This is a genomic window from Actinomycetospora lutea (assembly GCF_028737205.1).
Taxonomy (GTDB): domain Bacteria; phylum Actinomycetota; class Actinomycetes; order Mycobacteriales; family Pseudonocardiaceae; genus Actinomycetospora; species Actinomycetospora lutea.
In genome coordinates this window covers 161164-178662 of the sequence record NZ_JAQZAL010000013.1, presented here as the reverse complement: position 1 = coordinate 178662, position 17499 = coordinate 161164, and the positions used below count along the sequence as shown (strand labels likewise).

The window sequence follows — 17499 nt, the reverse complement described above, 5'->3', positions numbered from 1 at the left end:
CGACCCCGACTGGCGCGCCAGGTTCGCCGCCCGCTACGCCGCCAAGTTCGGCACGCGCCGCCGAGGGCCGACACCAGCCCCACCGGCCCCGACACCGCCGGCCCCGCACCACCCCGACGACCCCCCACCCTTCTGAGCCGGCCCCGGAGCCGGCCGACGGAGGCCGGCCGCGCGCCTCCGCGACACCGGCGCGCCGGGGGCAGCACCACCGGTGGACGGGCCGACGTGGACGACCGCCCGCGCGGGACGGGCCGGGTCACGACGATGAGGCCCCGCCCGGCGCCGCTCCCGAGGCGACCTTCTTGCGCAGTTCGCCCACCTCGGTCGCCGAGAACCCGCGGCGGGTGAGCCAGTCGCGCACGGCCTCGGCCTCGGGGTGGCGGGTCGGGACGACGTTGTAGACGTAGTTGAGCTGGCGCGTCGCGGCCTCCCGCTCGAGGTTCTCCAGCACGAAGACCCCGACCCCGGAGCCGCGGACCGCGGGCGCCGAAATGATCAGGATCTCGGCGTCGCCCCACGTGTCGTCGAGCCGGCCGTAGCCGATCGGCGAGCCGGCGCCGTCCTCCACCCGCCACCACGCGTCGCCGAGCGGCCGCCCCACCTCGGGGTGGCCGAGCCCGAAGAGCGTCGGCGGCAGGTCACCCAGCGCCGCGGCCTTGTCCTGGTCCCAGCGCGGGTCGTGCTCGGCGATCCACTGCCACGTCATGTGTCCTCCAACGTTCTACAGCTCTATGCACCAGCGTCGAATTCTCGTAGAGTATGGGCCGCACGACAAGGAGGGACCACCACCGTGACCGTTCTCGAGGATGCGCCCGCCGCGGGGCAAGCCCCGGCGCCGGAAACCGTTCCACAGGTCGACTTCGACACCGACCCCGCGCAGTACCGCCACTGGCGGTACGAGGTCGACGGCGAGACGGCCTGGGTCTACCTGGACGTCGCCGAGGACGGCGGGCTCGTGCCCGGTTACGAGCTCAAGCTCAACTCGTACGACCTGGGCGTCGACATCGAGCTCTACGACCTCACCCAGCGCCTGCGCTTCGAGCACCCCGAGGTGCGCAGCGTAGTGCTGACCAGCGGCAAGGACTCCAACTTCTGCGCCGGCGCGAACATCCGGATGCTCGCCCAGTCGAGTCACCCGTGGAAGGTGAACTTCTGCAAGTTCACCAACGAGACGCGCAACGGCATCGAGGACATGACGGCCAACTCGGGCCAGACCTGGGTGGCGGCGCTCAACGGCACCGCGGCCGGCGGCGGCTACGAGATGGCGCTGGCCTGCGAGACGATCCTGCTGGTCAACGACCGCTCGAGCGCGGTGGCGCTACCCGAGGTCCCCCTGCTCGGCGTGCTGCCCGGCACCGGCGGGCTCACCCGCGTCACCGACAAGCGCCACGTCCGCAAGGACCGCGCCGACATCTTCGCCACCAAGTCCGAGGGCTTCCAGGGGCCCAAGGCCGTCGAGTGGAAGCTCGTCGACGAGACCGTCTCGCGCAAGCAGTGGGACGAGACGGTCCGCGCCCGCGCCGCCGAGGCCGCGCAGGGGTCGCACCGCCCGTCCGACGCGCAGGGCATCGCCCTCCCGCCCCTGCGCCGCGAGGAGACCGCGGACTCGATCACCTACCCCAACGTCCGCTGCGAGCTCGACCGCGACGCCCGCACCGCGACGATCACGGTGCTCGGCCCCGAGCCCGGCACGGTGCCCGAGTCGCTCGACCGCATCCACGCCCTCGGCGCCGACTTCTGGCCGCTGGCGATGACCCGCGAGCTCGACGACCTCATCCTGCGGCTGCGCACCAACGAGCTCGAGATCGGTACCTGGCTGGTCCGCACGCAGGGGTCGATCGAGGGTGCCCTCGCCTTCGAGCGGGTGATCGCCGAGCACTCCGGCTCCGACTGGCTGGTCAACGAGATCCGCCACTACTTCAAGCGCACCCTCAAGCGTCTCGACGTCACCAGCCGCAGCCTCATCGCGCTCATCGAGCCCGGGAGCTGTTTCGCCGGCGCGCTGCTCGAACTGGCCCTGGCCTGCGACCGGCAGTACATGCTCGAGGGCATCTTCGAGGACGCCGACGAGGAGCAGGAGCCGGCGCAGATCGTGCTCACCGAGTCGAACTTCGGCGCGTTCCCCATGGGCAACGGGCTGACCCGCCTGCAGTCGCGGTTCTACGGCGACGACGAGACCGTCGCCGAGCTGCACGAGCGCACGGGAGAGCGTCTGACCGGCGCGCAGGCCGAGGAGGCCGGGCTGGTCACCGACGCGCCGGACGACATCGACTGGGAGGACGAGATCCGCATCCTCCTGGAGGAGCGCGCCTCCCTGAGTCCCGACGCCCTGACCGGCATGGAGGCCAACCACCGGTTCGTCGGCCCCGAGACCATGGAGACGCGGATCTTCGGGCGTCTGACCGCCTGGCAGAACTGGATCTTCATCCGCCCGAACGCCTCGGGTGCCGAGGGTGCGCTGCGCCGCTACGGCACCGGACGCAAGGCCGACTTCGACCAGAAGCGAGTGTGAGCACCCCATGACCTCCGCACGTCCGAAGATCGACTTCGACGCCAAGATCCCGAACAACGTCGACCTCGCGTCCGACCGCAAGCTCCAGCGCGCCCTCGAGCGCTGGCAGCCGAACTTCCTCGACTGGTGGGGCGACATGGGCCCCGCCGTCGACACCAAGGACGTCTACCTGCGCACGGCCGTCGACGTCGGCCGCGAGGGGTGGGCGCACTTCGACCACGTCCCGATGAACGAGTACCGCTGGGGCGTCTTCCTCTCCGAGCACGACCCGGACCGCAAGATCGCGTTCGGCGAGCACAAGGGCGAGCCGGTCTGGCAGGAGGTGCCCGGCGAGTACCGCGCCGACCTGCAGCGCCTCATCGTCATCCAGGGCGACACCGAGCCCGCGTCGGTCGAGCAGCAGCGCTTCCTCGGGGCTACGGCCCCGTCGCTCTACGACATGCGCAACCTGTTCCAGGTCAACGTCGAGGAGGGCCGTCACCTCTGGGCGATGGTCTACCTGCTGCACGCCTACTTCGGGCGCGCGGGCCGCGAGGAGGCCGACCAGCTGCTGGCGCGCAACTCCGGCTCGGACGACTCGCCGCGCATCCTCGGGGCCTTCAACGAGGAGACCCCCGACTGGCTGTCGTTCTACATGTTCACGTACTTCACCGACCGGGACGGCAAGTACCAGCTCGGGACGCTGAAGGAGTCGGGCTTCGACCCGCTGAGCCGCACCTGCGAGTTCATGCTCAAGGAGGAGGCCCACCACATGTTCGTGGGCACCACGGGCATCGATCGCGTCGTGACCCGCACCGCCCAGCTGATGAACGAGCACGACTCCGAGGAGGTCGCCGGGGCCGGCGGCATCCCGCTGGAGATGATCCAGAAGTACATCAACTTCCACTACACGGTCTCGCTGGACCTCTTCGGCAACGAGTCGTCCACCAACGCCGCCAACTACTTCACCGCCGGCCTCAAGGGCCGCTGGCAGGAGGAGCGGCGCAAGGACGACCACGTGCTCACCGACGACGCGGGCGCCGTGGACGCCGTGCGCGACGGGCGCATCACGACCACCGAGGTGCCGGCCCTGCTGGCGCTCAACCAGGACCTGCGCAGCGAGTACATGGGCGACTGCTCCAACGGCCTCAAGCGCTGGAACCGCATCCTGCAGAAGCACGGCATCGACGCGCAGCTCTACCTGCCGCACGTCGGCTTCAACCGCCAGGTCGGCGCCTTCGCGGGCCAGCGCATCTCGCCCGACGGCAAGATGATCTCCGAGGAGGAGTGGACGGCGAACGAGGGCCGCTGGCTGCCCACCGACGTCGACAAGACCCACGTCCGCGGGCTCATGCACCCGGTCCTCGAGCCCGGGAAGATCGCGAGCTGGATCGCCCCGCCGACCAACGGCATCAACGACAAGCCCGTCGACTTCGAGTACGTGCACTTCAACTGACGCGGAGCGAAGCGGAGCCGGACCATCGTCGAATGACACGTCTTCCGCTCGGCCGCGGCGGGGGCCACGATCGGGCGACCGACCACCACCACGAGGACGGGCAGCGCATGGCGGAGTCGTTCAATGCCGCGGACTACCTCGTCGGCCGCCGCATCGCGGCGGGCGACGGCGACCGGGAGGCGGTACGGGCCCCGTCCCGGTCGCTGACCTACGCGGAGCTCGACGCGGAGATCGGGCGGGTCGCGGCGGGGCTCGCCGCGCTGGGCGTCCAGCCCGAGCAGCGGGTCGTGCTGTGCATGGTCGACGAGGTCGAGCTCTTCGCCGGCATCCTCGCGACGATGCGCCTGGGCGCGATCGCCGTCCCGGTGTCGACGATGCTGCGCGGTCCGGAGCTCGCGGTGCTGGTCGCCGACTCGCGCAGCCGGCTGCTGCTGTGCTCGGCGACGTTCGCCGACACCTCCCGCGCCGCGGTGCTCACGGCGCGGGAGCGTGGGGGCGACGTCGCCGAGGTGGTCATCACCGGCGACGACGCGTCGGGCTTCGGCCCCGACGTGGCCGCGCGCACGTGGGCCGAGATGCTCGCGGCCGGCGACGCGCTCGGGACGGCGCCGGCGTACGACACCTGGGACGAGTCGCAGGCCCTGTGGCTCTACACGTCGGGCACGACGGGTAAGCCGAAGGCGGCCATGCACCGGCACGCCGACATCCGCACGGTGTGCGAGACCTACGGCCAGCAGGTGCTCGGGATCCGTCCCGACGACCGGTGCCTGTCGGTGGCCAAGCTGTTCTTCGCCTACGGCATCGGCAACTCGATGTTCTTCCCGCTCTCGGTGGGTGCCGCGGCCGTGCTCGAGCCCTCGCGCCCCACGCCGGCCCTGCTCGCCGACCTCGCGTCGCGGCACCGCGTGACGATGTTCTTCGGGACGCCGAGCTCCTACGGGCCGCTGCTCGCCGCCGCCGATGGGCAGGTCGACCCCACGGCGTTCGCCACCGTGCGCCGCGGCGTGTCGGCGGGCGAGGCGCTGCCGGCGCGGATGGTCAACGGGATGCGCGACGTCTTCGGCGTCGAGGTGCTCGACGGCATCGGGTCGACCGAGGCGCTGCACATCTACCTGTCGAACAAGCCCGGCGAGGTCGTGCCGGGCACGTCGGGCGTCCCGGTGCCGGGCTACGACGTGGAGATCCGCGGCACCGACGGCCGCCCGGTGCTCGACGGCGAGACCGGCACGCTCTACGTGCGCGGCGACTCGATCTGCACCGGCTACTGGTGCCGCACCGCGACCAACCGCCTGATGTTCGAGGGGGAGTGGCTGCGCACCGGCGACACCTACGTCCGCAACGCCGACGGCACCTACACCTGCCTGGGGCGCACCGACGACGTCCTCAAGGTCGGCGGCATCTGGGTGACGCCGGCCGAGGTCGAGGAGCGGCTGGTCGCGCACCCGTCGGTCGCCGAGGTCGTGGTGGTCGCGGTGCCCGATGACGACGGGCTCGACGTGCCCGTCGCCTGCGTCGTGCCGCGCGAGGGCCACACGGTCGACCCGGAGTCGCTGGTGGCCTGGTGCCGCGAGGGCCTGGCCTCGTTCAAGCGCCCGCGCCACGTGATCGCCATCGAGGAGGTCCCGCGCACGGCGACCGGCAAGGTGCAGCGCTTCCGGCTGCGCGAGCTCGCGGCCGGCCTGGTCGCCGCGCCGGCCGCCACCCTCGAGGGGGCGCACTGATGGCGGGCGAGCGCAGCGACCGGACCGACCCGCTCGCCACCGCGGACCAGCCCCCGACGCACGGCGAGCCGCCCTACGAGCCGCAGATCGAGCAGGGCGGCGACGTCCCCGGCGCCGTGCTCGGCTCCGAGCACGAGGAACCGATCGACGGCCCGGAGCCCGAGCCGGAGGCGTGAGCCGCCCCGACCGCGGTGAGCACCTTCCGGGCCCCCGAGCCCGGTCACGTGGTCAGCCCGCCAGCCGCTTCGCCGGGTCCGGCGGCGCGGCGTCCAGGTCCACGAGCGCGTCGGACCACTCGCCGAGCTGTTTGGTGACGGCCCGCAGGTCGTCGCCGATCGCGTCGACGACGGCGTGCTGCATCGCGTCCGTCCGCCCCTCGAGGTCGGCGCGGTGCCGCAGGCCGTCGTCACTGAAGGTGTCGCCGTCGAGCAGCCCCCGCGCCCGCAGCCCGGCCAGCGCCGCCTCGATCTGCTCCGGGCTCCAGCCGCGTGAGGGCGTGTAGGCGCCGAGCGGGTAGCCGCACCACAGCTCGGTGAGCACGTTCATCTGCACCGGGTCGAGCCCGTCGACCGCGCAGACCGCGAGGTGCGAGTCACCCCGGTGCTCCCGCAGTACGTGGCAGGCGTGGACGAGGGCGGCGAGCGGGTCGGACGGCCACGGCTCGGCGGTCAGCCCGGTGAACAGCGGGCGGGCGGTGCGGTCGGCCGCGTCGATCCCGCGACGCAGGGCCCGGGTGACCGTCGCGGCCTCGGCGTCGACGTCGCCGAGCAGTCGCCGCAGGGTCGCGCCCGGCGCGTCGATGCGGACGCGCACGACGTCGGCGAGCGACGCGGCCGCCACGCCGGCCTCGTACTGCGGACCGATCAGCCCGGGCGCGAAGACCCCGAGCGCGCCGACCGCCACCGCCGTGGGCGGCGTCCCGAGCGGCGCCGTGCGCTCGCGGACGTAGGCGGCGAAGTAGTCGTCCAGCCCGACCGCGGCGTAGCCCTCGGCGGCCTCGGGCGACCAGATCGACAGGCAGGCCACCGCCTCGATCGCGTCCCGCAGGGTGCGCGCCGGCGACGGGTCGCGCCGCGCGGGCGGATCGGCGGGACGGGGCCGGTCGGGCGGGGCGAAGAACAGCCCCCGCATCGTCGTGTAGTCCACGAGGTGCTCCTCAGTGGTCGGCGGGGGCCGGGTCGCTCAGGGCGTCCCAGACGAGGGCGGCGGAGACGGCGTCGGGCGCGGTGAGCACGCCCTGGACGCGGGCGATCTGGGCGACCAGCGCCTCGGGCTCGCACCCGTGCACCGCGGCCTCGCGCTCCAGCACGTCGACGAGCACGTCGCGCGTCCCGGTCGCCCGCCACCGGCACACCGAGCGGCCGAGCGTGCGCGCCGCCCAACCGAGCAGGTCGAGGGCCTCCCCGTCGTCGGGGACCGGGGTGCGCGTCGCGGCGGTCCAGCTCCGCAGCGTCACCCCGTGCGTGAGCGGCACCGGCAGCGGGACCCCGCCCTCGACCTCCTCCTCGCGCAGGGCGAGCAGGAGCCCCGACACCCGGCCCAGCGCCGTCACCCACTCACGGTCCGTACCGGGCCTGCCACTCCTGGCGTCCGGTCCCTCGGTGTCGCCCATCTGCCGTCCCCCCAGCTCTTGTCCGGTACGTCCGGTGCCCACGACGCTAGGGACGGGCCGGGCTCCGGAGCGTCGGGGACGACCCCCGAGGAAACCCCCGAGGAGAGGCGGCGATGACGGCGGTCCTGGAGCGCGAGGACGAGCTGGCGGCGGCCGGCGAGCTGGTCGACGGGGTGCTCCGGGGCGAGGGCGGACTGCTGCTCGTCGAGGGCGACGCGGGGATCGGCAAGACCACGCTCGTGCGGGCCGCCCGGGACCTCGCTCGCGGCCGCGACCTCCCCGTCGCCGGGGCGCGCGGCGCCGAGCTGGAGCGCGACCTCGCCTTCGGCGTCGCCCGCGAGCTGCTCGCCCCGGTGGTGGGACCGGCGGGGTCCGGCGCGGCCGCGGCGGTGCTCTCGCCGAGCGCCCCGCCGGCGGCCGGCGTCGACCTCTTCGCCGTGCTCCACGCCCTGTACTGGGCGGTGGTGGACCGGGCGGCGCAGGGCCCGCTCGTGCTGACCGTCGACGACGTCCACTGGTGCGACCTGCCGTCGCTGCGGTTCCTCGCCTATCTCGCCCGACGCCTCGAGGGGTTGCCGGTCGCGCTGCTCGTCGCGGGCCGCCCGGTCACCCTCGACCCCGCCCGCACCGAGGTGCTCGACGCCGTGGCCCGGGAGCCCGGCGTCCGCGTCCTGCGGCCGGCACCGCTGTCCCCGGCCGGGACGCGCACGCTGATCACCGACGTCCTCGGGACGCCCGAGAGCGGGTTCGAGGACGCGTGCCGCCGCGCGACGGGCGGCAACCCCTTCCTGCTGGGCGAGCTGCTCGCCGACCTCCGCCGCACCGGCACGACCCCCCGCGACACCGAGGTCGACCGCGTCGCCGCGGCGGTCCCGCGGGAGGTGGAGCGCTCGGTCCGGACACGCCTGGCGACGCTCGGACCCGAGGCGGCGTCCCTGGCCCGCGCCGCGGCGGTGCTCGGCGACGGCGTCCACCCGCGCCGCGCCGCCGAGCTCGCCGGCCTGTCGCCCGTGCACGCGGGCACGGTCGGCGACGCGCTGGTGACGGCACGCGTCCTCGCCCCGCGCCGCGGGTCCACGGACCTGACGTTCCTGCACCCGCTCGTGCGCTCGGCGGTGGAGGCGGGCGTCGGGCCGTCCGAGTGGGCCGAGGCGCACCGGCGGGCGGTCGAGGTCCTCGTCGCGGCGGGGGTCGACGGTGACGGCCTCGTGCGGCACCTCCTCGCGGCCCGCCCGACCGGCGATCCCGTGGTCGTCGACGCCCTCCGGGCCGCCGCGCGGCGAGCGGCCGCCCGGGGCGTGCCCGAGAGCGCGGTCACCCTGCTGCGGCGCGCCCTCGACGAGCCGCCGGCGCCCGACGTCCGGCCGGCGATCCTCCTCGAGCTCGGCACGGCGGAGATGCGCGCGGGCGACCCGGCGGCCCTGGCCCACCTCGTGACGGCCGCCGACGAGGCCGGCGACGTCGACGCCCGCGCGATCGCGACCCTCCCGCTCGCCCGGGCACTCCTGCACGCGGGGCAGAGCGTGGAGGCCGTGCGCCGCATGGTGGCCGTCCTCGAGGAGCTCGAGGCCGGCGATCCGAGGGGCGAGGGGGAGCGGGCCCTCGAGCTGGAGGCCGAGCTCCTCACGGTCGCGACCCAGAACCCCGCCACCCGACCGGTGGTGGAGGCGCGCCTCGCGCGACGGTCGCGCGATCCGGAGCCCACCACGCGCGGCGGGTGCGTGCTCCTCGCCGCGCTCGCGGTGGAGGAGGTCATCGTCGAGGGCTCGCGCGCCCGGGCCCTGGCGCTCGCCGAGTCGGCGCTGTCCACCGGGATCCTGCTGCAGGAGCCGGTGATGGCGCGCCTGCCGGCGGTCGGCATCACGCTCACCTTCGCCGGACGCCCCGCGCAGGCCGTCGCCATGTGGGACGAGGCGCTCGAGCGGCTGCGCGGGCTCGGCGACGTCCGCAACACCGCGCTGGCCACGGCGTTCCGGGGCCAGGCCGCCACGTTCACCGGGGACCTGGCCGCGGCACTGGCCGACACCCGCCTCGCGGTCGAGCTGACCGAGGGCGATCCCTCCCAGGCGCTGACCCGCGGCTTCGCCGTCGCCTGGCTGGCCGACGTGCTGTCCGACCACGACGAGGCCGATGCCGCCGAGGACCTCCTGACCGCGCACGCGCCCCTGTTCGCCATGCCGTCAGCGGGCTCCTACCTGATGCTCGCCCGGGGGCGGCTGCGTCTCGCGCAGGGCCGGTTCGAGGAGGCCGAGCAGGACCTGCGGGAGAGCGGGCGGCGCGTGGGGGCCACGGGATCGCGGGGCGGTGCGGTGTTCCGGTGGCGCCCGCCGCTGGCGCTCGCGCTGGCGGGGCAGGGCGAGACCCGTGAGGCCCGCGACGTCGCCGAGCAGGCGCTCGCGGCCGCCGAGAGGTGGGGGGCACCGCTGCCGTGGGCGGAGGCCCTGTCGGTCGCCGGTCGGGTGGCGCCGGGCGCCGACGGCCTCCCGCGGCTGCGTCGTGCCGTCGAGGTCGCCGAGCCCGTCCCGGTGGAACGCGCGCGGGCGCTGCTGGCGCTGGGCGAGGCGCTGCGGCGTCGCGACGGCGGGGCGGGTGCGCGCGAGGTGCTGCGCGAGGCGCTGGACGTGGCCCTGGAGCGGAGCGTGCGGTCCGTGGCCCGCCGGGCGCACGACGAGCTCGTCGCCGCGGGTGCTCGGCCCCGGCGGCTCCGGAGCTCGGGTGCCGACGCGCTCACGCCGACCGAGCGGCGCGTGGCGACCGCGGCGGCCGGCGGCGCGACGAACCGGGCGGTGGCACAGGCCCTGTTCGTGTCCGAGAAGACGGTCGAGACGCACCTGGGGAGCGTCTACCGCAAGCTCGGCATCACCGCGCGCTCGCAGCTGGGCGACGCGCTGCGGGGCGCACCGGAGATCAGGCCGCCGTCGCCAGCTGCGGGTACCAGGCGCTGATCTCGAGGTCGAGATCCGCGAGGTCGGGGTGGGCGAACAGGGCGGCGTCGTCCGGGCTCAGGCGCTGCGGGCGTCGCCCGCCGGTCGGGCAGCCGTCCTCGTGGCGCAGGGGGTGGAGCTTCCACACGCGCACGGACTCGCAGTAGTGGCACTCGCCAGTGATCATCCGGACCTCGGGCACCTCGGCGCTGGGGGAGCGGTCCCCGCACGCCGACGCTGAGCACGGGGCCGCTCCCAGTGTGGTGCCCGGACGTGCCCCCGCGATCCCGTTCCGTGACCGCCCCCACCCTGTGACGTGGCCCCCGGGTCGGGGTCAGCGCTCCAGGTCCGCCAGGGCGGTCTCGGCCTGGATGTTGATCGCCTCGGGGCCCGTGACCTCGTCCGGGTCGGCGTCGGCGCCCATGTCGCCCGCGCGGTAGCGGGTCCACACGCCGGCGTGGATGCACGCGGCGCGCCAGCGGGCGAACGCCAGGTAGTAGGCGATGTCGACGTCGCCGAGGTCGCGGGCCTTCGTGTAGCGCGCGATGAGCTCCTCGCGGGTCGGGTAGCCGCCCGCCGGTGTGGGGCTCGACAGCGCCTCGGGCACGGTGTCGCCGGGCTCGCTCCACGACACGAGCAGGTGCCCGAGGTCGCAGAGCGGGTCGCCGATCGTGGCGAGCTCCCAGTCGAACACCGCGACGGCCTGCCCGTCGCCGTCGTAGGAGATGTTCCCGGGGCGGAAGTCGCCGTGCACGATCCCGACCTCGCCCTCGGGGATGCGCCGGGCGAGCGCGTCGTGGGTGGCGTCGATGGCCGAGAGGTCCTCCATCGCCGACGAGTGCGCCTGCCGGTGCCAGCGCTTGAGCTGGCGGGCGACGAAGTTGCCGGGACGGGCGAGGTCGTCGAGCCCGACCGCGGACGGCTCGACGCGGTGCAGCGCGGCGAGCACGTCGATGGTCGAGGTGCCGACGTTCTTGCGCGCCGCCTCGGGCACCGCCTCCCCGGAGGCGGTGTCGTTGAGGACCTTGCCGGGCGCGAAGTCCATGACGTAGAGGTCGGCGTCCCACACGTCGTGGTCGTCGCAGAACGCCCGCGGCGTCGGGACCGGCACCTCGGTGGGGTTGAGCGCCGAGAGGAACCGCCACTCGCGGCCCATGTCGTGCGCGGTCTCGAGCACACCGCCCAGCGGCGGGCGGCGCAGCGCCCACGCGTGCCCGCCCTCGTCGGTGACGCGGAACGTGAGGTTGGAGCGCCCGCCCGCGATGCGGGTGAAGTCCAGGGCGCCCTCGACCTCGTCGACGTTGGCCCGGAACCAGGCGGTGACGGCCTCGGGGATCTCCTCGCCGCTCACCGAGCACCCCCCGGGAGCAGGACGATCTTGCCGACCTGGGTGCCGGACTCGAGGTGACGGTGGGCGTCGACCACCTGGTCGAGCCCCTCGAACACCCGGTCCACCTGCGGGGTGAAGGCGCCGTCCCGCAGGCCCGCGCCCACGAAGGCGCCCGCGCGGCGCAGCCGCTGTGCGTCGTGTGTCATCGCGAACAACGTATAGGCCCGCATCCACAGATCGGGCAACGTCTCGGCCGGGAACGGTGTCGGCTGCCCCGAGAGCAGCCCGTGGATCGTCAGGATCCCGCCCTTCGCGGTGGCCCGGGCCAGGTCGGCGACGCCGGGCCCGGCGACGGCGTCGAAGACGTGCTCGCAGCCGCGCCCGTCGGTGATCTCCAGGACGCGCTCGACGAGGTCCTCCTCGCCGGTCGCGACCACGTGCGCGGCGCCCGCCCGCTCCAGCGCGGCGGCCTTGCTGCTCGACCGGCTGGTGGCGATCGGGATCGCGCCGACGCGCCGGGCCACCGCGAGCGAGGCCAGGCCGACGCTCGAGGTCGCCGCGGTGACCAGCACGTGGTCGCCCGCGCGCAGCCCGCCGGTCTCGACGAGCCCGCCGTAGGCGACGAGGAACGGCATCCACACCGCGGCGCCGTCCACCCAGCTCGTCCCCTCCGGCAGCGGCACGATCGCCCGCGCCGGGACGACGGCACGGTCGGCGTAGACGCCGTGGTCGTTCATCGAGAACGCCGGGACGACGCTGACGCGGTCGCCGACCGTCCACGACGTGACGCCCTCGCCGAGCGCGGCCACGGTGCCCGAGCACTCGTAGCCCAGCCGCGCGGGGAGCCGGGTCTCCTCGATGTAGGTGCCGCGCCGGAACATCGACTCCGCGCGGTTGAGCCCGATGGCGGCGACGTCCACGGCCACCTCGCCCGGCCCGGGCACCGGATCGGGTTCCTCGCAGATCCGCAGCACGTCGGGCTCGCCGAGCTCGGAGAACCGCACCGTCCTCGTCATGGGCGAGAGCTTGCCCTCCGGACGATCACGACGCAGCCCTTGACGGCGGTCGGTGCGGGGTCCACCGTGACTCGTGACCAGATAAGGATTCTGGTCACGGGTCAGGGGAGGTCGTCGGTGGGTCGGGTCGCGCAGATGCTGGACGCGGCGGGGGACCTCCTGCTCGCCCACGGGTACCGGCGCGTCACCGTCGACGACGTCGCGCGCCGCGCCGGCGTCGGCAAGGGCACCGTGTACCTGCACTTCACGAGCAAGCTCGAGCTCTTCGCCGGGGTGCTCGTGCGCGACTCGCTCGGGATCACCGAGGACCTGCTCGCCGCGCTGCGGGCCGACCCCGCGCAGGCCGCCCTCGACGCGACGCTGCGCAGCTCGTTCCTCGCGGTGCAGCGCCGTCCGCTGACCCGGGCGCTGTTCGCCGGCGACGTCGAGCTGCTCGGCGCGATCGCCACCGACACCAAGACCGGGCTCGAGATCGTCACCGACAAGACCGAGTTCGCCCGCGAGCACTTCGCGCTGCTCCACCGGCACGGCCTGCTCGCCGACGACCCGGCGACGACGCCCGACCTGCCGTACCGGCTCAGCGCCGCCTGCATCGGCTTCTTCCTCGACCACCTCGTCCCGGCCGGCGCCGGGATGGACGTGACGGCCCGGGCCGACGCCCTCGCCGCCGTCGTCCGGGCGGGCTTCACGCCGCCCGGCGAGCCCGACCCGGCCGCCCTCGCGGCGGCGGCCACCGGGCTCGCCGCGCTCTACGAGCGCACCCTCCACCACCTCACCGCGGCCCTCCCGGAGGAGCCATGACCACCGCTCTCGACCGCGACCTCCCGCCCGACGTCGCCGACCTGCCCGCCGTCCTCGACTGGCTCGCCCGCCTGCGCGCCGACGCCCCCGTCTGGCGTGATCGCTACGGCATGCACCACGTGACGCGCGCCGCCGACGTCGAGGTCGTGCTGCGCGACACCGCCACGTTCAGCTCGGACTTCTCGGCGGTGATGCCGGAGGCCCAGCAGATGAGCAAGGGCATGCTCACGCGCCTCGACCCGCCGGAGCACGGGGCGCTGCGCCACCTCGTCAGCAGGTCGTTCACCCCGAAGCGCGTCGCCGGGCTCGAGCCGCGCATCCGGGAGCTGACCCGCGAGATGCTGCCGGACGCCCCGGGAGACGTCGAGGGGAGCACGCCGATAGGGCAGCGGAGCTCGACCCACCGATCCGTGTCGTTCGACCTCGTGGACGCACTCGCGTTCCCGCTGCCCGTCACCGTCATCGCCGAGATGCTCGGGCTGCCCGCCGCCGACCGCGGCCGGTTCCGGCAGTGGGCCGACGGGCTGTTCTCGATGCAGGTCGAGGACCCCAAGGAGGCGGTCAACGACCCCGCGATCCGCGACGCGATGGGGGAGATCACCGGCTACCTCGGCGACTGGTGCCGCGCGCGGCGGGCCGCACCGACCGACGACCTCATCTCCGCGCTGGTCACCACCGAGGTCGACGGCCGGGTGCTCGACGACGAGGAGGCCGCCAACTTCTCGATGCTGCTGCTCTTCGCCGGGCACATCACGACGACGCTGCTGCTGGGCAACGCCGTGCGGGTGCTCGACGAGCACCCCGGCGCGTGGGACGCGCTGCGCGCCGACCCGTCGGCGATCCCGGCGACGGTCGAGGAGGTGCTGCGGCTGCGCCCGCCGTTCCCGATGACCGCGCGCGCCACGACGCGCGACGTCGAGATCGCCGGCGTCACCGTCCCGGCGCGCTCGATCGTCATGCCGTGGCTGCTCTCGGCCACCCACGACCCCGCGGCGCACCCGGACCCCGAGCGGTTCGACCCCACGCGCCGCGGGATCGGCGGCGGCGCCCAGACGGCCTTCGGCCACGGCATCCACTTCTGCCTCGGCGCCCCGCTGGCCCGTCTCGAGGCGCGCGTGGCGCTGGAGGAGATGACCGCTCGCTACGCTGGGCTGACCGTGGGCGAGGGGGAGCAACGGCCGTACACGGGTCGTGTGCTCGGCACCCGCCGTCTCCCGGTCGTCGCGACCTGATCGGGTGACCGCCGGTCCTGGTGACCGAGCGTCGACTACACATCACGATCAGTCACGATGTGGGGCGTGTCCCGCGTCGCGATCGCCCGCCTCGTCCTCGGTGTCGCCGTCGCCGTCTGCGCGACGGGTGCCGTGCTGACGCTCGCGAGCGGACCCGTGCCCGCCGGCGCCCCGGCGGCAGCACCCGTGCCCGACCCGGCCGCCGCCCTCGCGGGTCTCGACGCGCGCCCCGAGGGTGAGCGGGTGGTCGTGGAGCGGGTGGTCGACGCGGTCACCCTCGACGTCCGCCTGCCCGACGGCGGCCCGATCGTGCGCGTGCGCGCGCTGGGCGTGCAGCCTCCCGGCGCGTGCTACGGCGAGCAGGCGACGTCCTTCGCCTCGCGGGTGCTCGACCGCCGCGCCGTGCGCCTCGTCGGCGGGTCCGGCCCGGCGACCGACCGCTTCGACCGCCGCCTCGCCACGGTCACCCTCGACGGCGGCGGCGACTACGGCGTCCTCGCGGCCGAGGCGGGCATCGCCCGCGCCTATGCCGCCGACGCCGACCCGGCCGCCATGCCGCCGATCCGCGCCGCCCAGGACCGCGCCCGCCTCGCCGAGCGCGGCGTCTGGGGCGCGCCGTGCCGCGGCGCCACGACCCCGGACACCTCGGACACCTCGGGCACCCCGGCGACGGAGTCGGCGAGCTCCGCGCGCACCACGACCGCCGCCAGCACGACCGGCGGCTCCTAGCGAGGTCCGGGGTGTGCGCAGCGAGGGTCACCCTCGCTGCCTGCCACGCAGCCAGGGAGTCCCTCGCTGCGCACGACGGTGCCCCGAGCAGGCGCCTCAGACCACCTTGCCGGGGTTCAGGATCCCGTGCGGGTCGAGCGCCGCCTTGACCGCGCGCTGCATCGCCAGCACCTCGGGCGCTTGCTCGCGCTCCAGGCCGTGGCGCTTGAGCAGGCCGACGCCGTGCTCGCCGGTGACGGTGCCGCCGAGCGCGAGGGCGTCGCTGAGGATCTCCTCGAACGCCTCCTGTGCGCGGCGCCGGGCCGGCTCGTCGCCGATCGGCGTGATCAGCAGCGGGTGCAGGTTGCCGTCGCCGGCGTGGGCGATGTTGGCGATCGTGACCTCGTGCCGCCGGCCGATCTCCTGGATGCGGCCCAGCATCGCGGGCACCGCCGCGCGCGGGACGCACACGTCCTCGGTGAGCACCGGCCCGAGCCGTTCCAGCGCCGGGTAGGCCAAGCGGCGGGCGGCGAACAGCGCCTCGGCCTCCTCGGCGTCGGCGGCCTGCGCGGCGAACGTCGCCCCCGCCGCCTCGAAGTGGCGCAGCATCTCCGCCGCCTCCGCGTCGCCCGCGGCCCCGGGCGCGTCCGACCGCCCCAGCAGCACCACGTCGGCCTCGGCGGCCAGCCCCATGTTCTTCCACGCGTCGACGGCCTCGAGGCACGTGCGGTCGACCAGCTCGAGCGCCGACGGCGTCAGCCCGGCGGCGGTGATCGCGGCGACCGCGCGCCCGGCGTCGACGACGGAGTCGAAGTAGCCGGCCACCGTGTGCTCGGGCGCGCGGGCGGGCCGCAGCTTCACGGTGACCTCGGCGATCACCCCGAGCGTGCCCTCGGAACCGACCATCAGCCCCGCCAGGTCGAGCCCGGCGACGCCCTTGGCGGTGCGCCGCCCGAGCCGCACCAGCTCACCGAGCCCGTTGACCACCTGCATCCCGAGCACGTAGTCGCGGGTGACGCCGTACTTGACGCAGCACACCCCGCCGGCGTTGGTGGCGACGTTGCCGCCGATCGTCGACCAGGGCGAGCTCGCCGGGTCCGGCGGGTACCAGAGGCCCTGCTCGGCACAGACCGCGCGCAGGTCGTCGTTGACCACGCCGGGCTGCACCACCGCGAGCCGCTCGGCGCCGTCGATCTCGAGCACCTCGGTCATGTGCTCGGTGGACAGGACGACGCAGCCCGGGATCGCGTTCGCCCCGCCGGAGAGCCCGGTGCCCGCCCCGCGCGGCACGACCGGCGTCCGGTGCTCGAGGCACGCGCGCACCACCGCCTGGATCTCCGCCGCCGTGCGCGGGCGCACCACGGCCAGCGGCAGCGCGTGCGGGGCCCACTCGGCGTCGTCGTGGGCGTAGCTCGCCAGCACGTCCGGGTCGTCGATCACCCGCCCGGCGGGCAGGGTCGTGACCAGCTCGCTCACGACGGCGGTGGACGGTGCGGCGGCGGTGCTCATCGGTGCGCATCCCCCTCGTCTCGGCGGGTCCACGGTAACCCGGACGGGACGACACGCCGCGTCGTCGATCGACGACCGAACGTCTCCGGACTGCCAGGATCGCCGCCGTGCCGCGCCCGTTCGTCCGCCTCGCGCTCCTCGTCGGCGGGGCCGCCCTCGTCGCCTCCTGCTCCGGTCCGCCCGCGGCCGCCGCGAGCCCGCTGGTCACCCAGGGCGTGCTCGCCCCGTCCGGACCGGCCGTGACCTACGACCCGGTCGCCGCCCCCGAGGGCGCCCGCGTCGCGGTCGAGGTGACCGCCCACCGCGGCGCCACCACGGCGACGTTCCGCGTCGAGGGGATGGTCCCGGGCCGCGGCTACGCCGTGCACGCGCACGTCCGGCCGTGCGGCCCCTCCGGCGCCGACGCCGGCCCGCACTACCAGGACCGCATCGACCCGGCCGCCACGCCGGCGAAGCCGTCGTCCGACCCCGCATACGCCAACCCGCGCAACGAGATCTGGCTCGACCTGCGCACCGACGCGGCGGGCGACGGGACGGCGACGACCACCGTGCCGTTCGTGTTCACCGACCGGGCGCCCGGCTCGGTGGTGGTGCACGAGAAGGAGATGACCGCGACGGCGCACGGCCAGGCCGGCACCGCGGGGGGACGTCTCGCCTGTCTCACCTCGGTGTGGCGCTGACGCGCGCGGGATAGCGTCA

General features: G+C 75.0%; 16 protein-coding genes. 9 read left to right on the top strand and 7 right to left on the bottom strand.

Annotation, left to right across the window (positions count from 1 at the left end):
* Positions 1-256 precede the first annotated feature (256 nt).
* Positions 257-706 carry a GNAT family N-acetyltransferase gene (locus PHK61_RS16285; protein ID WP_274282042.1) on the bottom strand — a complete coding sequence of 150 codons (450 nt, stop codon included), beginning with the start codon at positions 704-706 and terminating at the stop codon, positions 257-259.
* An 84-nt stretch (positions 707-790) separates the two neighbouring features.
* Here PHK61_RS16285 and boxC point away from each other — a divergent pair, with 84 nt between their 5' ends.
* From boxC to PHK61_RS16265, 4 genes are all read left to right on the top strand, one after another.
* Positions 791-2512, top strand: coding sequence for a 2,3-epoxybenzoyl-CoA dihydrolase (gene boxC, locus PHK61_RS16280; RefSeq protein WP_274282041.1), 1722 nt, complete (start codon positions 791-793; stop codon positions 2510-2512).
* Positions 2513-2519: 7 nt separating this feature from the next.
* Positions 2520-3947: a benzoyl-CoA 2,3-epoxidase subunit BoxB gene (gene boxB / locus PHK61_RS16275; RefSeq protein ID WP_274282040.1), complete on the top strand. Its 1428-nt coding sequence runs from the start codon at positions 2520-2522 to the stop codon at positions 3945-3947.
* A 107-nt stretch (positions 3948-4054) separates the two neighbouring features.
* On the top strand, positions 4055-5668 hold the full coding sequence (locus PHK61_RS16270; protein WP_274282050.1) for a benzoate-CoA ligase family protein: 1614 nt from the start codon (positions 4055-4057) through the stop codon (positions 5666-5668).
* On the top strand, positions 5668-5844 hold the full coding sequence (locus PHK61_RS16265; RefSeq protein WP_274282039.1) for a hypothetical protein: 177 nt from the start codon (positions 5668-5670) through the stop codon (positions 5842-5844). The genes PHK61_RS16270 and PHK61_RS16265 overlap by 1 nt, the downstream gene beginning before the upstream one ends.
* 52 nt (positions 5845-5896) lie before the next feature.
* On the opposite strand, the gene PHK61_RS16260 is transcribed toward PHK61_RS16265, so the two are convergent.
* Together PHK61_RS16260 and PHK61_RS16255 are read right to left on the bottom strand one after the other, a co-directional pair.
* A complete protein-coding gene (locus PHK61_RS16260) occupies positions 5897-6814 on the bottom strand; it encodes an SCO6745 family protein (RefSeq protein ID WP_274282038.1) in 918 nt (305 codons plus the stop codon).
* A 10-nt stretch (positions 6815-6824) separates the two neighbouring features.
* A complete protein-coding gene (locus PHK61_RS16255) occupies positions 6825-7220 on the bottom strand; it encodes a hypothetical protein (RefSeq protein WP_274282037.1) in 396 nt (131 codons plus the stop codon).
* 173 nt (positions 7221-7393) lie between these two features.
* Between PHK61_RS16255 and PHK61_RS16250 the strand changes: the two genes are divergently transcribed.
* Positions 7394-10225 (top strand): helix-turn-helix transcriptional regulator, encoded by a 2832-nt coding sequence (locus tag PHK61_RS16250; RefSeq protein ID WP_274282036.1) that lies wholly within the window; start codon positions 7394-7396, stop codon positions 10223-10225.
* Here PHK61_RS16250 and PHK61_RS16245 read toward each other — a convergent pair.
* From PHK61_RS16245 to PHK61_RS16235, 3 genes are all read right to left on the bottom strand, one after another.
* Positions 10188-10391, bottom strand: coding sequence for a hypothetical protein (locus PHK61_RS16245; RefSeq protein ID WP_274282035.1), 204 nt, complete (start codon positions 10389-10391; stop codon positions 10188-10190). The genes PHK61_RS16250 and PHK61_RS16245 overlap by 38 nt on opposite strands.
* Before the next feature lie 147 nt (positions 10392-10538).
* A complete protein-coding gene (locus tag PHK61_RS16240) occupies positions 10539-11555 on the bottom strand; it encodes a phosphotransferase family protein (protein WP_274282034.1) in 1017 nt (338 codons plus the stop codon).
* A complete protein-coding gene (locus PHK61_RS16235) occupies positions 11552-12550 on the bottom strand; it encodes a zinc-dependent alcohol dehydrogenase family protein (RefSeq protein ID WP_274282033.1) in 999 nt (332 codons plus the stop codon). The genes PHK61_RS16240 and PHK61_RS16235 overlap by 4 nt, the downstream gene beginning before the upstream one ends.
* A gap of 117 nt (positions 12551-12667) precedes the next feature.
* Between PHK61_RS16235 and PHK61_RS16230 the strand changes: the two genes are divergently transcribed.
* From PHK61_RS16230 to PHK61_RS16220, 3 genes are all read left to right on the top strand, one after another.
* Positions 12668-13351: a TetR/AcrR family transcriptional regulator gene (locus PHK61_RS16230; protein ID WP_274282032.1), complete on the top strand. Its 684-nt coding sequence runs from the start codon at positions 12668-12670 to the stop codon at positions 13349-13351.
* Entirely contained in the window at positions 13348-14583 is a 1236-nt protein-coding gene (locus PHK61_RS16225) for a cytochrome P450 (protein WP_274282031.1), read from the top strand. Before PHK61_RS16230 ends, PHK61_RS16225 begins: the two co-directional genes overlap by 4 nt.
* 66 nt (positions 14584-14649) lie before the next feature.
* Positions 14650-15312, top strand: a complete 663-nt coding sequence (locus tag PHK61_RS16220) for a thermonuclease family protein (protein ID WP_274282030.1) — start codon at positions 14650-14652, stop codon at positions 15310-15312.
* Positions 15313-15408: 96 nt separating this feature from the next.
* On the opposite strand, the gene PHK61_RS16215 is transcribed toward PHK61_RS16220, so the two are convergent.
* On the bottom strand, positions 15409-16800 hold the full coding sequence (locus PHK61_RS16215) for an FAD-binding oxidoreductase (RefSeq protein ID WP_274282029.1): 1392 nt from the start codon (positions 16798-16800) through the stop codon (positions 15409-15411).
* A gap of 107 nt (positions 16801-16907) precedes the next feature.
* On the opposite strand from PHK61_RS16215, the gene PHK61_RS16210 reads away from it, so the two are divergent.
* Complete coding sequence (locus tag PHK61_RS16210; protein ID WP_274282028.1) at positions 16908-17480, top strand: superoxide dismutase family protein; 573 nt, start codon at positions 16908-16910, stop codon at positions 17478-17480.
* The last annotated feature ends 19 nt before the right edge of the window (positions 17481-17499 follow it).

What these genes read in the sequence shown, in the direction of transcription:
- PHK61_RS16270 (WP_274282050.1), top strand. Translation starts at nt 4,055, where the DNA reads ATGGCGGAGTCGTTCAATGCCGCGGACTACCTCGTCGGCCGCCGCATC.
- PHK61_RS16235 (WP_274282033.1), bottom strand. Translation starts at nt 12,550, where the DNA reads ATGACGAGGACGGTGCGGTTCTCCGAGCTCGGCGAGCCCGACGTGCTG.
- boxB (WP_274282040.1), top strand. Translation starts at nt 2,520, where the DNA reads ATGACCTCCGCACGTCCGAAGATCGACTTCGACGCCAAGATCCCGAAC.
- PHK61_RS16225 (WP_274282031.1), top strand. Translation starts at nt 13,348, where the DNA reads ATGACCACCGCTCTCGACCGCGACCTCCCGCCCGACGTCGCCGACCTG.
- PHK61_RS16215 (WP_274282029.1), bottom strand. Translation starts at nt 16,800, where the DNA reads ATGAGCACCGCCGCCGCACCGTCCACCGCCGTCGTGAGCGAGCTGGTC.
- PHK61_RS16250 (WP_274282036.1), top strand. Translation starts at nt 7,394, where the DNA reads ATGACGGCGGTCCTGGAGCGCGAGGACGAGCTGGCGGCGGCCGGCGAG.
- PHK61_RS16245 (WP_274282035.1), bottom strand. Translation starts at nt 10,391, where the DNA reads ATGATCACTGGCGAGTGCCACTACTGCGAGTCCGTGCGCGTGTGGAAG.
- PHK61_RS16285 (WP_274282042.1), bottom strand. Translation starts at nt 706, where the DNA reads ATGACGTGGCAGTGGATCGCCGAGCACGACCCGCGCTGGGACCAGGAC.
- PHK61_RS16265 (WP_274282039.1), top strand. Translation starts at nt 5,668, where the DNA reads ATGGCGGGCGAGCGCAGCGACCGGACCGACCCGCTCGCCACCGCGGAC.